The sequence below is a fragment of the Cellulomonas sp. ACRRI genome (genome assembly GCF_022346185.1).
Taxonomy (GTDB): domain Bacteria; phylum Actinomycetota; class Actinomycetes; order Actinomycetales; family Cellulomonadaceae; genus Cellulomonas.
The window spans coordinates 1-14,524 of record NZ_JAKRMS010000113.1 but is presented as its reverse complement, the minus strand read 5'-3'; the positions used below and the strand labels follow the sequence as shown (position 1 = coordinate 14,524).

17 protein-coding genes are annotated in these 14,524 nt (G+C 75.5%); 6 read left to right on the top strand and 11 right to left on the bottom strand.

Features of this window, described 5'->3' with window-relative positions; all coding sequences use genetic code 11:
- Nucleotides 1-46: 46 nt before the first annotated feature.
- From MHY85_RS16675 to MHY85_RS16660, 4 genes are all read right to left on the bottom strand, one after another.
- On the bottom strand, nucleotides 47-919 hold the full coding sequence (locus tag MHY85_RS16675) for a TetR/AcrR family transcriptional regulator (protein WP_239198313.1): 873 nt from the start codon (nucleotides 917-919) through the stop codon (nucleotides 47-49).
- A 384-nt stretch (nucleotides 920-1,303) separates the two neighbouring features.
- Nucleotides 1,304-2,524, bottom strand: a complete 1,221-nt coding sequence (locus MHY85_RS16670) for an SPFH domain-containing protein (RefSeq protein ID WP_239198310.1) — start codon at nucleotides 2,522-2,524, stop codon at nucleotides 1,304-1,306.
- Nucleotides 2,525-2,596: 72 nt separating this feature from the next.
- Nucleotides 2,597-3,079 (bottom strand): NfeD family protein, encoded by a 483-nt coding sequence (locus MHY85_RS16665; RefSeq protein ID WP_239198307.1) that lies wholly within the window; start codon nucleotides 3,077-3,079, stop codon nucleotides 2,597-2,599.
- A 159-nt stretch (nucleotides 3,080-3,238) separates the two neighbouring features.
- Nucleotides 3,239-4,024 carry an ABC transporter ATP-binding protein gene (locus MHY85_RS16660; protein WP_158373533.1) on the bottom strand — a complete coding sequence of 262 codons (786 nt, stop codon included), beginning with the start codon at nucleotides 4,022-4,024 and terminating at the stop codon, nucleotides 3,239-3,241.
- Between the two features lie 55 nt (nucleotides 4,025-4,079).
- Between MHY85_RS16660 and MHY85_RS16655 the strand changes: the two genes are divergently transcribed.
- Complete coding sequence (locus MHY85_RS16655; protein ID WP_239198304.1) at nucleotides 4,080-4,904, top strand: hypothetical protein; 825 nt, start codon at nucleotides 4,080-4,082, stop codon at nucleotides 4,902-4,904.
- Nucleotide 4,905: 1 nt separating this feature from the next.
- On the opposite strand, the gene glgA is transcribed toward MHY85_RS16655, so the two are convergent.
- A complete protein-coding gene (gene glgA / locus MHY85_RS16650) occupies nucleotides 4,906-6,126 on the bottom strand; it encodes a glycogen synthase (RefSeq protein WP_239198301.1) in 1,221 nt (406 codons plus the stop codon).
- A gap of 70 nt (nucleotides 6,127-6,196) precedes the next feature.
- Here glgA and MHY85_RS16645 point away from each other — a divergent pair, with 70 nt between their 5' ends.
- Both MHY85_RS16645 and serB read left to right on the top strand, forming a co-directional pair.
- Nucleotides 6,197-7,438: a glucose-1-phosphate adenylyltransferase gene (locus tag MHY85_RS16645; protein WP_239198298.1), complete on the top strand. Its 1,242-nt coding sequence runs from the start codon at nucleotides 6,197-6,199 to the stop codon at nucleotides 7,436-7,438.
- A gap of 61 nt (nucleotides 7,439-7,499) precedes the next feature.
- On the top strand, nucleotides 7,500-8,138 hold the full coding sequence (gene serB, locus MHY85_RS16640) for a phosphoserine phosphatase SerB (protein WP_239198319.1): 639 nt from the start codon (nucleotides 7,500-7,502) through the stop codon (nucleotides 8,136-8,138).
- A gap of 5 nt (nucleotides 8,139-8,143) precedes the next feature.
- Here the strand turns inward: serB and MHY85_RS16635 are convergent, their stop codons facing one another.
- The 4 genes from MHY85_RS16635 to MHY85_RS16620 all read right to left on the bottom strand — a co-directional run bounded on the left by MHY85_RS16635 (nucleotide 8,144) and on the right by MHY85_RS16620 (nucleotide 10,793).
- Nucleotides 8,144-8,665 carry a histidine phosphatase family protein gene (locus tag MHY85_RS16635; RefSeq protein ID WP_239198295.1) on the bottom strand — a complete coding sequence of 174 codons (522 nt, stop codon included), beginning with the start codon at nucleotides 8,663-8,665 and terminating at the stop codon, nucleotides 8,144-8,146.
- Between the two features lie 19 nt (nucleotides 8,666-8,684).
- Nucleotides 8,685-9,452, bottom strand: a complete 768-nt coding sequence (fabI, locus tag MHY85_RS16630) for an enoyl-ACP reductase FabI (protein WP_239198292.1) — start codon at nucleotides 9,450-9,452, stop codon at nucleotides 8,685-8,687.
- Between the two features lie 35 nt (nucleotides 9,453-9,487).
- Entirely contained in the window at nucleotides 9,488-10,222 is a 735-nt protein-coding gene (fabG, locus tag MHY85_RS16625; protein ID WP_239198289.1) for a 3-oxoacyl-ACP reductase FabG, read from the bottom strand.
- A 106-nt stretch (nucleotides 10,223-10,328) separates the two neighbouring features.
- Complete coding sequence (locus tag MHY85_RS16620; protein WP_239198286.1) at nucleotides 10,329-10,793, bottom strand: GNAT family N-acetyltransferase; 465 nt, start codon at nucleotides 10,791-10,793, stop codon at nucleotides 10,329-10,331.
- Between the two features lie 169 nt (nucleotides 10,794-10,962).
- Between MHY85_RS16620 and MHY85_RS16615 the strand changes: the two genes are divergently transcribed.
- The 3 genes from MHY85_RS16615 to MHY85_RS16605 are packed head-to-tail and all read left to right on the top strand — an operon-like array spanning nucleotide 10,963 to nucleotide 12,535.
- Nucleotides 10,963-11,391, top strand: a complete 429-nt coding sequence (locus tag MHY85_RS16615; protein ID WP_239198283.1) for a DUF3099 domain-containing protein — start codon at nucleotides 10,963-10,965, stop codon at nucleotides 11,389-11,391.
- Nucleotides 11,388-11,672: a hypothetical protein gene (locus MHY85_RS16610; RefSeq protein ID WP_239198280.1), complete on the top strand. Its 285-nt coding sequence runs from the start codon at nucleotides 11,388-11,390 to the stop codon at nucleotides 11,670-11,672. The genes MHY85_RS16615 and MHY85_RS16610 overlap by 4 nt, the downstream gene beginning before the upstream one ends.
- Entirely contained in the window at nucleotides 11,669-12,535 is an 867-nt protein-coding gene (locus MHY85_RS16605; protein ID WP_239198277.1) for an SURF1 family protein, read from the top strand. Before MHY85_RS16610 ends, MHY85_RS16605 begins: the two co-directional genes overlap by 4 nt.
- Nucleotides 12,536-12,563: 28 nt before the next feature.
- Here MHY85_RS16605 and abc-f read toward each other — a convergent pair whose 3' ends face one another.
- Nucleotides 12,564-14,162: a ribosomal protection-like ABC-F family protein gene (gene abc-f / locus MHY85_RS16600; RefSeq protein ID WP_239198274.1), complete on the bottom strand. Its 1,599-nt coding sequence runs from the start codon at nucleotides 14,160-14,162 to the stop codon at nucleotides 12,564-12,566.
- Nucleotides 14,163-14,414: 252 nt separating this feature from the next.
- Nucleotides 14,415-14,513: a biotin transporter BioY gene (locus MHY85_RS16595; protein WP_239198316.1), complete on the bottom strand. Its 99-nt coding sequence runs from the start codon at nucleotides 14,511-14,513 to the stop codon at nucleotides 14,415-14,417.
- Between the last annotated feature and the right edge of the window lie 11 nt (nucleotides 14,514-14,524).

The following is a 14,524-nucleotide window of genomic DNA, read 5'->3' as shown; positions in this document are numbered from 1 at the left end:
TGGTCCCCGCGCGCGGGCGGCGGGGTGGTCGTGGACGGCGCGGGGCTCAGGTGCGGGCGGCGCCGTGCAGCAGCACGTCGACGAGCTCGGCGACCGGGACCCCGTCGTCGTCGGGCAGGACCGGCGGGCCCTGCCCCATCACCGCGGCGATCAGCAGGTGCGCGAGCCGCTCCGGCTCGATGCGCAGGTCGCCGCGGTACGCCTCGAGGCGCCGGACGACGGCGGCGCGCACCTCGGCGAGCGCGCGGAGCCGGGCGTCGCGGGCGGTGGGGCCGTGCAGCGGCAGCCGGTCGCCGGGGCGGTGCCCGGGCGGGGCGCCGACCGTCGCGCCGGAGGCGGCGGCCGTCGCGGACGAGGCGGCCGTCGCGGACGAGGCGGCCGTCGCGGGCGAGGCGGCCGTCGCGGGCGAGGCGGCCGTCGCGGACGAGGCGTCGCCGAGTCCCGCGCCCGCCGGCGTGGCGTCCGCGGCACCGGCCCGGTGCGCGGGTCCCGGCACCGCGCGACCGAGCGGATCGGCCCCGCGCGCCCCCCGCACGGCGGCGGCACGTCGGCCGTCGTCGGAGGCGAGGATGGCGTGCACCGCGAGCATGACCCGGCGCACCCGGCGGCCGCGGGCGGCCATGACGTCCGCGAGCTGGGTCAGCTCGGCCGCCAGGTCGGGCGCCGGGGGCAGGTCGTCGATCTCGGCGACGCCCGTCGTGGGGTCGAGCGCGCGCTCGGCGGCGGCGGTCAGCAGCTCGACCTTGTCGTCGAACGCCCGGAACAGGGTGCCCTCCGCGACCCCGGCGGCGACGGCGATCTGCCGGGTCGACACCTGGGCGCCGTGGCTCTCGAGCAGCGGGACGGTGGCGAGCGCGATGGCGGCGCGGCGCTCGTCGCGGCTCATCGGCCGCGCGCGTCCGGTCCTGGGCTCGTCCATGCCGCCGAGCGTAAGTGAGTGAGCGCTCACTCGTCCAGGTCGTTCGTCCCGGGCGAACACGCGCAACCCGGACTCCGGTTCAACGGCCCGCCGAGATCGGTGGTTCCACCCGAGATCGGTGCTCGCAACCACCGATCTCGACCCGAAGCACCGATCTCGGCGCAGGCGCCGCGCACACCCCGGCGAGATAGGACCGCGGCGCCGACGTAGGACGTCCGACGGTCCTACCTCGACCGCGAGGTCCTATCTCGGCGCGACGCGCGGCGCGGCGACGCCCGCGCGGCGCGGCGCGGCGACGCCCGCCGCGCCCCCGCGGGGCGCGACGGGCGTCGCCGGTCGAGCGTGCCGGGCCCCGCGCGCCGCGTCAGCGCGCCGGCCCCCGCTTCACGGCGCGGGCGGCGCCGCCGGGCCGGGCTGCGTCGGCGGCTCGGGCTCCGCCGGCGGGACCTGCCCCGGCCCGGCGTCCCGCTGCTCGCGCCGCGTCGCGCCCGGCTGCGGCCGCTGGCCGGCCTCGGCGACCGGGTCGAACGGCCGGCCGCTGAAGGTCCCGGCGCTGGTGGCGTCCGCGGTGGCCGCCTCGGACTCGCGGCGCGCCTCGGCGAGCGCCTCCTTCGGGTCGGTCAGCGCCACGGGCGGCAGGTCGCCCGGGCCGAGCGGGGACTCGCCCGCCGCGCGACCCGGCGCCGCGGCCTCGGGTGCCGCACCGCCGCCACCGAACGCACCGGCGAAGCCCTGGGTGAACTGCCCGAGCATGCCGGTCAGCTCGGACGGCACGATCCACACCTTGTTGGCCGGCGTGGCCGCGAGCTTGGGCAGCGCCTGGAGGTACTGGTAGGCGAGCAGCTTGGGGTCGGCGTCGCCGCGGTGGACGGCGTCGAACACCTGGAGGATCGCGCGGGACTCGCCCTCGGCGGTGAGGATCGCCGACTGCGCGGCGCCCTCGGCCCGGAGGATCGCGGCCTGCTTCTCGCCCTCGGCGGTGAGGATCTGGGACTGCTTGACGCCCTCGGCGGTGAGGATCGCGGCGCGGCGGTCGCGCTCGGCGCGCATCTGCTGCTCCATGGCGCCCTGCACCGAGGCGGGCGGGTCGATGCTCTTGAGCTCGACGCGGTTCACGCGGATGCCCCACTTGCCGGTCGCCTCGTCGAGGACGCCGCGGAGCTGGCCGTTGATCTGGTCCCGGCTGGTGAGCGTCTGCTCGAGGTCCATCGAGCCGATGACGTTGCGCAGCGTGGTGACGGTGAGCTGCTCGATGCCGGTGATGTAGTTCGCGATCTCGTACACCGCGGACTTCGGCTCGGTCACCTGGAAGTAGATGACGGTGTCGATGCTCACCACGAGGTTGTCGGAGGTGATCACGGGCTGCGGCGGGAAGGACACCACCTGCTCGCGCAGGTCGACGCCGGCGCGCACCCGGTCGATGAACGGGATGATGAGGTGCAGGCCGGCGTCGAGGGTGCGGTGGTACCGCCCCAGCCGCTCGACGAGCAGCGCGACGGTCTGCGGGACGACCCGCACCGCCCGCGCGAGGGTCACCACGACGAAGATCACGAGGATGGCGAGCAGCACCCACCCCACGATCGTGCCGATGCTCGGGTCGTCCACTGCGTCTCCTCCCAGCCGCGGCCCGGTGGGGCCGTCGGTGCCCGGCGGCGACCGGTCGGCCGCCGCCGTCCGTCAGATGCCCGCGGGGGCCCCGGGCGCGCCGGAGCCGTCGGTCGCGGGCCGGTCGCCGGCGGCCTCCACGACCGCCGTGGCGCCGTCGATCCGCGCGACGCGGACCTCGGTGCCGGTGTCGAACGAGGTGCCGACGAGCAGCGCCCGGGCGGACCAGACCTCGCCGCCCAGCTTCACGCGGCCGCCCGACGCGTCGGTCGGGGCCACCACCACGGCCGGCCGGCCGACCAGGGCGGCGGAGTTGGTCTCCACCAGCTTGGTCCGCTCGCGCAGGCTGTGCAGCAGGAACGGGCGGAGCGCGAACAGCAGCAGCAGCGCCGCCGCGGCGGCCACCACGATCTGCAGGGCCAGCGGGGCGCCGAGCGCGGCGGCCAGCGCGCCCGCGAGGGCACCGCCCGCCAGCATGAGGAAGATCAGGTCGAGCGAGAACATCTCCGCGACGCCCAGCAGCAGCGCACCGCCCAGCCACCACAGCCAGTCCATCGTCGGCTCCTCTCACCTCGGGACCCGCACGCGGGCGCCGTCGTCCTGGTCGGCGACCGGCGAGCGGCCGCTCACCATGGATTCTAGACGATCCCTTGACCGACCTGTGAGGAAATCCGGGCCCCGGTCGTCCGACGGGACGAACCAGGATGAACCGGGTCAGCGCCGCCCGCGAGCGGTCCAGCGGTCGCCGGAGCGCTCGACCTCGAGCGGGGTGCCGAAGGCACCGGTGAGGTTCTCGGAGGTGAGGACCTCCTCAACCGGGCCGGCCGCGTGCACCTTCCCGTCCGCCAGCAGCAGCAGGTGCGTGAAGCCCGGCGGGATCTCCTCGACGTGGTGCGTGACGAGCACGAGCACCGGGGACCGGCGGTCGGCGGCGAGCTCGGCGAGCGCGGACACCAGCTCCTCGCGGCCGCCCAGGTCCAGGCCGGCGGCGGGCTCGTCCAGCAGCAGCAGCTCCGGGTCGCTCATCAGCGCGCGGGCGATCTGCACCCGCTTGCGCTCGCCCTCGCTCAGGGTGCCGTAGTACCGGTCGGCGAACCGCTCGACCCCGAACGCGGCCATGAGGTCGGTGGCCCGGGACTCGTCCACGGACTCGTACGCCTCGCGCCACCGGCCGGTCACCCCGTAGGCGGCGGTCAGCACGACGTCCCGGACGACCTCGCCGCCGGGGATGCGCTCCGCGAGCGCCGCGCTGGCCAGCCCGATCCGCGGGCGCAGCTCGAACACGTCGACCCGGCCGAGCCGCGAGCCCAGCAGGTCGGCGGTGCCGGACGTCGGGTGCATCCGCCCGGAGGCCACCTGCAGCACCGTCGTCTTGCCGGCGCCGTTGCGGCCCAGCACCACCCAGCGCTCGCCCTCGCGGACCGTCCAGGACAGCCCGTCGAGGATCGTCGTGGTGCCGCGGCGGATGGTCACGTCCTGCAGGTCGAGCACGTCGGTCATGGACACCAGACCCTAGCCGCCCGGAGCGGCCCGGACGTGGACGTACGTTGGTGGCGTGGACCGCACCGCCCTCGCCCTGCCCCGCTCCGTGCGCCTCGCCCTCTGGCTCGACCGGGCGGGCGCCGGCGCCGATCCCGTGCAGCGGACCCTCGTCGCCGTCCAGGGCGACGACGAGCCGCACCGGGTCGCCGTCCCCGGCGCCGACGTGCCCGGGCTCGACGACGGCGCCCGGGGGTCGGTGACCCTGGCCGACCTCGTCGCGGCCTGGGCGAGCGGCCCCCGGGTCGTCGCGGCGGTGCTGCCGGCCCCCGGCGACCCGGCGGGGGCGCCGGCGTCGGTCGCGGGCGCCGCGCAGGAGTCGGGCGAGGCGGTGCTGGTCAGCACGCCGGACGGCGACTTCGCCGCGGTGCCCCGGGTCGAGGTGTTCGGCAGCGTCTACGAGGCCGGCCACCTCGTGACCTGGGAGGTGCACCCGGTGGCGCCGTGGCGGACCGCCCTGGTCGGCCACGTGGGCACGCTGGCCGAGGCGGAGCGGGAGCTGACCACGGCGCTGGCCCGGGCCACCGAGGCCCTGACCACCCTGGACGTCGCCCGCTGGCGGCCCGACGCCGCCGAGCAGATCGCGGCGCTGCGGACCACCTCCGACGCCCGGGACGTGCTCCCGCCCGGGCTCGACCCGCGGCGGGTGCGGGTCATCGGCTCGGCGCTGCGGCTGCGGGCGATCGTCGACCTCGCGACCGCGGACGACGGCGCTGCGGTGAACCTCTGGCAGGCCGATCAGCGCACGACGGCCCTGCGCGACGTCGACCGCGCCGCGCGCCGCGCCCTCGCGGTGGCGACCCACCCGGCGCACGACGCCCCGGACCCCCGTCGGGCCTGAGTCAGCCCAGCACGGACCGGTACACCTCGAGCGTCCGGTCGGCGATCGCGTCCCAGGAGAAGTGCTCCTCGACCCGGCGGCGCGCGGCGACGCCCCAGGCGCGGGCGCGGTCGGCGTCGGACACGGCCTCCGCGAGCGCCGCACCGAGGTCGGCCACGAACCGGTCGGGGTCGACGGGCGTCCCGGTGCCGTCCTGCACCTGCTCGATCGGCACCAGCCACCCGGTGCTCCCGGCGTCCACGACCTCGGGGATGCCCCCGGTCGCGGTGCCGACGACCGGCAGCCCGACCGCCATGGCCTCCAGGTTGACGATGCCCAGCGGCTCGTAGACCGAGGGGCACGCGAACACGGTCCCGGTGGCGAGGACGGCGACCAGCTCGTCGCGCGGCAGCATCCGGTCGATCCAGACGACGCCGCCCCGGCGGGACCGGAGCTGGTCGACCAGGCCGGTGACCTCGGCGAGGATCTCGGGCGTGTCCGGCGCCCCGGCGCACAGCACGAGCTGGACCTCGGGGGGCAGCTGCTCGGCGGCCCGCAGCAGGTACGGCAGGCCCTTCTGCCGGGTGATCCGCCCGACGAACACCACGGCCGGCCGGTCCGGGTCGATCCCGTTGGTCCGGGCGACGTCGCGCGCCGCGGCCCACTCGTCGTCCGTCTCCGGGCGGCGCCAGCCCGCGAGGTCGATGCCGTTGTGCACGACCCGGACCTTCTCCGGGTCGATGTCCGGGTAGCAGCGCAGGATGTCCGCGCGCATGCCCGCGCTCACCGCGATCACCGCGGCGGCCGACTCGAACGCCGTCCTCTCGGCCCAGGACGACAGCGCGTACCCGCCGCCGAGCTGCTCGGCCTTCCACGGCCGGAGCGGCTCGAGGCTGTGCGCGGACACGACGTGCGGGACGCCGTGCAGCAGCGACGCCAGGTGGCCCGCCAGGTTGGCGTACCAGGTGTGCGAGTGCACGAGGTCGGTCGCCGGGCCCTCGCCGCGGCCCACGCCGTCGACGATCGCCAGGTCCACCCCGAAGGTGGCGAGCGCGGGGTTCGCGTCGCCGAGCGGGGCGGGCACGTCGTAGCCGGTCACGCCGGGCTCGTCGCGGGCGCCGTCGAAGCAGTGCACCCGCACGTCGACGCTGCGTCGCAGCACCGCGGCGAGCTCCGCCACGTGGACGCCGGCACCGCCGTAGACGTGCGGCGGGTACTCGCGGGTCAGCAGGTCGACTCTCACGCGCGACACGCTAGCGCGGAACGGGAAGTTCGCCTCGCCGAGACGCAGGTGGTGGCACTACGGTCGGCACATGGCAGCGCCGCGCATCCTGGCAATCGTCCTCGCAGGTGGAGAGGGCAAGCGGCTCATGCCGCTGACCGCCGCCCGCGCCAAGCCCGCCGTCCCGTTCGGGGGCATCTACCGCCTGGTGGACTTCGCCCTGTCGAACCTCGTGAACTCGCGGTACCTGCACATCGTCGTGCTGACGCAGTACAAGTCGCACAGCCTCGACCGCCACGTGTCCAAGACCTGGCGCATGTCGACGCTGCTGGGCAACTACGTCTCCCCCGTGCCCGCGCAGCAGCGGGTCGGCAAGCACTGGTACCTCGGCAGCGCCGACGCGATCTACCAGTGCCTCAACATCCTGGACGACGAGCGGCCCGACATCGTCGTCGTGGTCGGTGCCGACCACGTGTACCGCATGGACTTCTCGCAGATGGTCGACCAGCACATCGCCACCGGTGCCGAGATGACCGTCGCCGGCATCCGCCAGCCGATCGCGATGGCCGACCAGTTCGGCGTCATCGAGACGGCGGCCGACGACCCGACGAAGATCACCGCGTTCCGGGAGAAGCCGTCCGACCCGGTCGGGCTGCCCGACTCCCCGGGCGAGATCCTCGCGTCGATGGGCAACTACGTCGTCAACACCGACGCGCTGGTCCGCGCGGTGACCGAGGACGCGGAGAACCCGAGCAGCCGGCACGACATGGGCGGCGACCTCGTCCCCGCGTTCGTCGAGCGCGGCACCGCGGCGGTCTACGACTTCATCAACAACGACGTGCCCGGGTCGACCGACCGGGACCGGCAGTACTGGCGGGACGTCGGGACCCTGGACTCGTACTACGACGCGAACCAGGACCTCATCTCGATCGAGCCGGTGTTCAACCTCTACAACGACGCCTGGCCCGTGTACACCGGCTACACCGGCCTGCCGCCGGCCAAGTTCGTGCACGCCGGCGCCGGGCGCCTGGGGCACGCGGCCGACTCCATCGTGTCGCCGGGCGTCATCGTGTCCGGGGCGACGGTGTCGGGCTCCGTGCTGTCGCCGGGTGTGTACCTGCACTCCTGGGCGCAGGTGACCGACTCCGTGCTGATGGACGGGGTGATCGTCAACCGGTACGCCCAGGTGCACCGGGCGATCCTGGACAAGAACGTCGTGGTGCACGAGCGGGCGCGGGTGGGCATCGACCGGGAGCACGACCTGGAGCGCGGGTTCACCGTGACCGAGTCCGGCATCACGGTGGTCCCGAAGGGCGCCGTCGTCGACCTGTAGGGCGGGGCGTGGACGCGTCGGGCACTGCGGCGGCGCGTCCCGCTAGCCTGCCCGGGTGAGCCTGCCGCGACCGACCCGCCTCGTCGTCATGGACGTCGACTCCACGCTCATCACCCAGGAGGTGGTCGAGCTCCTGGCCGAGCACGCCGGCTCACGCGCCGAGGTCGCCGGGATCACCGAGCGCGCCATGCGCGGAGAGATCGACTTCACGGAGTCGCTGCGGGCGCGGGTGGCGACGCTGGCGGGGCTGCCGGTCTCGGTGTTCGACGCGGTGCTGGCGGAGGTGGTGGTCACGCCCGGTGCGGTCGAGCTGCTGGCCGAGCTGGACCGGCGCGGCTGGCCCGTGGGGCTGGTGTCCGGCGGGTTCGTCGAGGTCGTCGGGCCGCTCGCCGACCGGCTGGGGATCCCCCGGTACCACGCGAACGCGCTCGAGGTGGAGCACGGGGCGCTCACCGGGCGGGTCGCCGGCGAGGTCGTCGACCGGGCCGTGAAGGCACGCACCCTGCGCGAGTACGCCGCCGAGGTCGGCGTGCCGCTGGAGCGCACCGTCGCGATCGGCGACGGGGCGAACGACCTCGACATGCTCGCGACCGCCGGGTTCGGGATCGCGTTCAACGCGAAGCCGGTGGTGTGCGCGCAGGCCGACGCCGAGGTGCGGGACCGGCTGGACGCGGTGCTGGACCTGCCGCCGTTCGCCTGACGTCGTCAGGCCGGGTCGACCACGCGGAGCAGGCGGGCGCCGTCGGGCTCGAGGTCGGCCCACGCCGTCGGCACCTCCAGCACGCTGTACGACGCCGTGGCGACGCCGACGCGCACCCGGGCCAGGGCCGCGTCGTCGGACCCGGGCCCGGCGAGCGCGGCGGCCGTCTGGGAGACGGTGGGCTCGTGCCCGACGACGAGCACGGTCCCGGCCGACTCGTCGAGCCCCCGCAGCAGCCCGAGCAGCTGCCGGATGCCGGCGGCGTACACGTCGTCGGACAGCCGCGCGGTCTCCGCGGGGACCTCGAGCCCGGCGCGGACCAGGTCCCAGGTCTGCCGGGTGCGCAGCGCCGAGGACACCAGCGCGAGGTCCGGCACCAGGCCGGCCGCCCGCAGTCCCGCGCCGACCTCGGTGGCCTGCTTCCGGCCGGTCAGCGCGAGCGGCCGGAGCTGGTCGTCGAGGGAGCCCGGGTGCTCCGCCTTCGCGTGGCGGAGCAGGACGAGCTGGTGCGCGGAGCCGTGGGTCACGCGCACCAGCGTCCCACGACTACTGACCCATGGCGTGCACGCCGCCGTCGACGTGCACCATCTCCCCCGTGGTCTTCGGGAACCAGTCGGACAGCAGGGCGGCCACCGCGCGGGCGGTGGGCTCCGGGTCGTGCACGTCCCAGCCGAGCGGGGCGCGGCCGTCCCAGCCGCCCTCCATCGTCTCGAACCCCGGGATCGACTTCGCGGCGGTGGTGCGGATCGGGCCGGCGGACACCACGTTGACCCGGATGCCCTGCGGACCCAGGTCGCGGGCCAGGTAGCGCGAGGTCGACTCGAAGGCCGCCTTGGCGACACCCATCCAGTCGTAGACCGGCCAGGCGAACCGGGCGTCGAAGGTCAGGCCGACGATCGAGCCGCCGCCCGTGAGCAGCGGCTGCGTGGCGGTGGCCAGCGACTTCAGCGAGAACGCCGACACCTCGAGCGCGGTGGCCACGTCGGTCCACTCGGCGGCCAGGAAGTTGCCGCCCATCACGGACTGCGGCGCGAAGCCGATCGAGTGCACCACGCCGTCGAGGTGGTCGACGTGCTCGCGGACGCGCTCCGGGAGGGCCGCGAGGTCCGCGGCGTCGGTCACGTCGAGCTGCACGACCGGCGCCTCCTTCGGCAGCCGGCGCGCGATCGCCTGGGTGAGGCGGAACTGCCGGCCGAACGAGCTCAGCACGACCTCGGCGCCCTCCTCCTGCGCGAGCCGCGCGACGTGGAAGGCGATGGAGCCGTCGGTGAGGACGCCGGTGACGAGGAGCTTCTTGCCGTCGAGGAGGCCCATGGGTTGTCCGATCGTTCGAGGGTGCGGGAAGGAGGTCAGTGGCCCATGCCGAGGCCGCCGTCGACCGGCAGCACGGCGCCGGAGATGTACCCGGCGGCGGGTGAGGCGAGGAACTCGACGGCGGCGGCGATCTCGTCGACCGCGCCGAACCGGCCTGCGGGGATGGACGACAGGTAGGCGTCCTGGCGGTCCTGCGGCAGCTCCGCGGTCATCTGGGTCTCGATGAACCCCGGGGCCACGACGTTCGCGGTGATGCCGCGGCCGCCGAGCTCGCGGGTGACCGAACGGGCCATGCCGACGAGGCCGGCCTTGGTGGCGGTGTAGTTGACCTGGCCCGCGTTGCCGTACAGGCCGACGACCGAGCCGATCATGACGATGCGACCGCGGCGCAGGCGGATCATGCCCTTCGACGCCCGGCGCACGCAGCGGAACACGCCCGTGAGGTTGACGTCGACGACCTGCTGGAAGTCGTCGTCGGACATCCGCATGAGCAGGCCGTCGCGGGTCATGCCGGCGTTGGCGACCAGGACCTCGACCGGGCCGTGCTGGGCCTCGACCTCGGCGAACGCCGCGTCCACCGACGCGGTGTCCGTGACGTCTCCGGTCAGGGCCAGCACCCCGTCGGGGGCGCCGCCGCTGCGGACGATGGTCGCGACCTTGTCGCCTCCTCCGACGAACCGCTCGGCGATGGCGCGGCCGATGCCGCGGTTGGCCCCGGTCACGAGCACGCTGCGCGGCTCCGGGCTGCTGGGCTGGGAGTTCTCGGACACGGAAGTCGACGCTAGCCGACGCCCCGCGGGGCGCGCGGCAGCGCCGCGGCACAGGATGGTGGGCGCCTGTTGTCCGGTTCGCACAACCGGCCCCCGCCCGGGGGGCTCAGAGCGGGCGGCGCATCCGGTAGTTGGTCAGCGTGACCCCGCGGCGCACGGGGTGCTGCTCCGCGACGACCACGAAGCCGTGCGCCTCGAAGAACGGGCGGGCCGTGATGCTCGCGTGGGTGGTGAGCTCGGCCGCCCCGTCGGCCGTCGCCGTCTCGACCGCCCAGCCGAGCAGCGCCCGGGCCACCCCCTGCCGGGCGGCGTCCGGGTCGACGAACAGCATGTCGACGTAGCCGGCCGCGTCCACGTCGGTGAACCCGACGACCGCGCCGTCGCGCACGGCCACCCGGGTGCGGGCGGCGGCGCGGCGCGCGGCCCACGCGGCCGGGTCGAGGTCGTCGGGCGCCCACGCGGCGACCTGCTCGGGGGTGTAGTCGCGGGCGGCGGTGCCGTGGACGGCGCGGCGGAAGACCGCGAGCGTCGCGGGGGCGTCCTCGGGAGTGTGGTCGCGCAGCTGCAGCACGCCGCCGACGGTAGCGCGCCGGGCGTGCGCGGCGGGGGCGTGCGCGGCGGCGGCCGGCACCGCGCGCGCCCGGGCCTCCTCCGCGGCGTCCTCGCGCGTCGCCTGTGAGCACGCTGAGACGCGCGCGCCGCCGGGAGGGACGAACGTCCGGCGGCGCCTACGATCAGGTGTGAGCAGGCGGAACCCCCCACCGGCGCAGAGCATCACCAGCGCCCCCGAGCCCCTCGGCGCCGACCAGGCGCGCCGGGCCCGTCGCTACCTGATCCAGATGGGGATCCGGGTGGTGTGCTTCCTGCTGGCCGTCCTGACCTGGACGCGCGTCCCGATGTGGGTCAGCATCGTGCTGATCGTCGGGGCCGTCGTCCTGCCGTACATCGCCGTGCTGTTCGCCAACGCCGGCCGCGAGCGCCGTGACGTCGGGCCGGTCGGCTACGTGCCGCACCAGCTGGACGCGGCGCCGCCCGCGCGGCCGGTCGCGGCCGCCCCGCCCGAGGACCGCGCCGACGAGCGCGACGCGTCGGGCGACGACGCCGGCCCGGACGAGCCGGGCGGCGTGCCCGGGTCGCCGGACGACCCCACCCCCGGAGGCACCCGATGACCGCGCCCACGCCCGACCCCGTCGGCGAGGACCTCGTCTGCAGCGCCCGCGGCTGTCGTTCCGAGGCGTCCTGGGGCGTGCTGTGGAACAACCCGCGCCTGCACACCCCCGAGCGCCGCAAGGTCTGGCTCGCGTGCGACGAGCACCGGGAGCACCTCGAGGAGTACCTGCGCGCGCGGGTGTTCTACCGGGACACCGTCCCCGTCGCGGACCTGCCCCGGCTGGAGCTCGGCGAGCGCCCCGGGCTGCCGGGGCTGCCCGGGTTCCCGGGGGCACGATGAGCCTGCTGCGCGGCAACCCCGCCGCCCGGCGGGCCGTCGGTCTGGTCCTGCTGGCCGTGGCCGTGTCCGTCGCGTGCGTGTTCCTCGGCCGCTGGCAGTGGCACCGGCACGTCGCCCGGGACGCCGCCATCCGGCTGGTCGAGCAGAACTACTCCGCCGAGCCGGTGCCGCTCGACGAGCTCCTGCCCGCGCCCGGGTCGGCGCTCGACCCGGCCGACGTGTGGCGCCAGGCGACCGTGACCGGCACCTACGACGCCGACGCGACCGTCCTGCTGCGCAACCGGCCGGTGGACAGCCAGCCCGGCTTCCACGTCCTGGTGCCGCTGGTGCAGGCCGACGGGTCGGTGCTCGTCGTCGACCGCGGCTGGGTCGCCTGGGACGACGACGCCAGCGGCGAGATCGAGGTGCCGGCACCGCCGCCCGGCGAGGTGACGGCGACGGTGCACCTGCGCCCCGACGAGGCCGCCGACCCGCGGTCCGCGCCGGCGGGCCAGGTGCAGGCGATCAACGTCGGCCAGGTCCTCGCGGCGGGGGGTTCCGACGCGGAGTCGTACGGCGGCTACGGCGGGCTGGTCGACGAGTCGCCGGCCCCCGCCGTGGCGCTCGGCTCGCTCCCGGCGCCGAGCACCGACCCCGGGTCGCACCTGTCGTACGCGTTCCAGTGGTGGACGTTCTCCGTCGGGTCGCTGGCGGCGTTCGGCTGGCTGGCCCGGCGCGAGCTGCTGGAGGGCGCGGAGGCGGCCCGCGGCGGGGACGGCGGCGCGGGCTCCCCGGGCGGGCCGGGCACCCCGCGCCCGTCCCGTCGCCGGCGCACCTCCGACGAGGACGCCGAGGACGCCCTGATCGACTCCCAGCTCGGCTGAGCCGGACCCGGGGGTCGCACCCGGGGGGTCAGGCCAGGGTGACCAGGTCGAGGTAGGACGGGTTCCACAGGTCCTCGTCGCCGTCCGGCAGCAGCACGACCCGCTCCGGGTCCAGCGCCTCGACGGCGCCCTCGTCGTGGCTCACCAGCACGACCGCGCCGGTGTAGCCCCGCAGCGCCGCCAGGATCTCCTCGCGGCTGGCCGGGTCGAGGTTGTTGGTGGGCTCGTCGAGCAGCAGCACGTTCGCCGACGACACCACCAGGGCCGCGAGCGCCAGGCGGGTCTTCTCGCCGCCGGACAGCACCTTCGCGGGCTTGTCGGCGTCGTCGCCCGAGAACAGGAACGAGCCGAGCACCGACCGCACCTGGGTGTCCGTGAGGTCCGGCGCCGAGGACCGCAGGTTCTCGACGACCGTGCGGTCCATGTCGAGCGTCTCGTGCTCCTGGGCGTAGTACCCGAGCTTGAGGCCGTGGCCCGCCTTCACCTCGCCGGTGTCCGACTCCTGCAGGCCGGCGAGCATCCGCAGCAGCGTGGTCTTGCCCGCGCCGTTCAGGCCGAGCACGACGACGCGCGACCCCCGGTCGATCGCCAGGTCGACCCCGGCGAACACCTCCTGCGAGCCGTACGACTTCGACAGGTCGGACGCGGTCAGCGGGGTGCGGCCGCACGGGGCGGGCTCGGGGAACCGCAGCTTGGCGACCCGGTCGGACGCGCGGACCTCGTCGAGGCCGGACAGCATCCGCTCGGCGCGCCGCGCCATGTTCTGCGCCGCGACCGCCTTGGTGGCCTTCGCCCGCATCTTGTCCGCCTGCGCCAGCAGCGCGCCGGCCTTCTTCTCCGCGTTGGCCCGCTCGCGGCGGCGGCGCTTCTCGTCCGTCTCCCGCTGCAGCACGTACGCGTCCCAGCCGAGGTTGTACTGGTCGAGCTCGCCGCGGTTCGCGTCCAGGTGGAACACCTTGTTCACGGTGGCGCGGAGCAGCTCGACGTCGTGGCTGATCACCACGAAGCCGCCCGGGTACGTCTTGAGGTAGTCGCGCAGCCACGCGATCGAGTCGGCGTCCAGGTGGTTGGTCGGCTCGTCGAGCAGCAGCGTGTCGTTGCCGGAGAACAGGATGCGGGCGAGCTCGACGCGACGGCGCTGGCCGCCGGACAGCGTGCTCAGCGGCTGGCCGAGCACGCGGTCGTCCAGGCCGAGGTTCGCCGTGATCCGGTGCGCCTCGCTCTCCGCCGCGTACCCGCCGCCGGCGACGAAGCGCGCCTCCAGCTTCGGGTAGCGCTCCATCGCGGCCTCGCGCACCGCGTCGTCCGTCGACGCCATCAGGCCCTCGGTCTCGCGCATCTGCGCGATGATCCGGTCCAGCCCGCGGGCCGAGAGCACCCGGTTCATCGCCAGGTCCGACAGGTCGCCCGACCGCGGGTCCTGGGGCAGGTAGCCGATGTCGCCGCTGCGGGTGATCTGGCCACCGGTGGGCAGCGTCTCCCCCGCCAGCGTCTTGGTCAGGGTGGTCTTGCCGGCGCCGTTGCGGCCGACGAGGCCGATCCGGTCGCCCGGCGCCACCCGGAAGGTCGCCTCGGAGAGCAGCACGCGGGCTCCCACGCGCAGCTCGACGCCCTGAACGGTGATCACTCGGTTGTCCCTGCTCCCTCTTGCCGTGCACGCCCGCGGTCGATGCCGCGCGCCCCGTCGTCGCGGGCCGGCACAAACGTCGCCCATCCTACGAGTCCCAGCGCCCGGACCCCGACCGGAATTCCGCGACCTCGGCCACTCCCGGGGCGCCGCCGGTGCCGAGCTCGCCGGGTGCGCCGCGGCTGCGGAACCCGACAGGGGCGCGCGGGCAGCGTTGGGCTTCCCCGCACGGACCCGCGGGACCGTGCGGCACTAGCGTGGCGTCCGGCGAGCACGCCTCCGCACGCCCCGCCGCGGGCCGAGCACCAGGCCGGTGAGCGCGACGCCGAAGGTCTGCAGGGTGATCGGCACAAGGGCTCCGG

Bases quoted from the DNA above. Each gene is read 5' to 3' on its own strand.
- MHY85_RS16665 (WP_239198307.1), bottom strand. From the start codon at position 3,079: ATGGACTGGCTGTGGTGGCTGGGCGGTGCGCTGCTGCTGGGCGTCGCG.
- fabI (WP_239198292.1), bottom strand. From the start codon at position 9,452: ATGGGCCTCCTCGACGGCAAGAAGCTCCTCGTCACCGGCGTCCTCACC.
- MHY85_RS16645 (WP_239198298.1), top strand. From the start codon at position 6,197: ATGGCAGCGCCGCGCATCCTGGCAATCGTCCTCGCAGGTGGAGAGGGC.
- MHY85_RS16675 (WP_239198313.1), bottom strand. From the start codon at position 919: ATGGACGAGCCCAGGACCGGACGCGCGCGGCCGATGAGCCGCGACGAG.
- MHY85_RS16605 (WP_239198277.1), top strand. From the start codon at position 11,669: ATGAGCCTGCTGCGCGGCAACCCCGCCGCCCGGCGGGCCGTCGGTCTG.
- MHY85_RS16610 (WP_239198280.1), top strand. From the start codon at position 11,388: ATGACCGCGCCCACGCCCGACCCCGTCGGCGAGGACCTCGTCTGCAGC.
- MHY85_RS16660 (WP_158373533.1), bottom strand. From the start codon at position 4,024: ATGACCGACGTGCTCGACCTGCAGGACGTGACCATCCGCCGCGGCACC.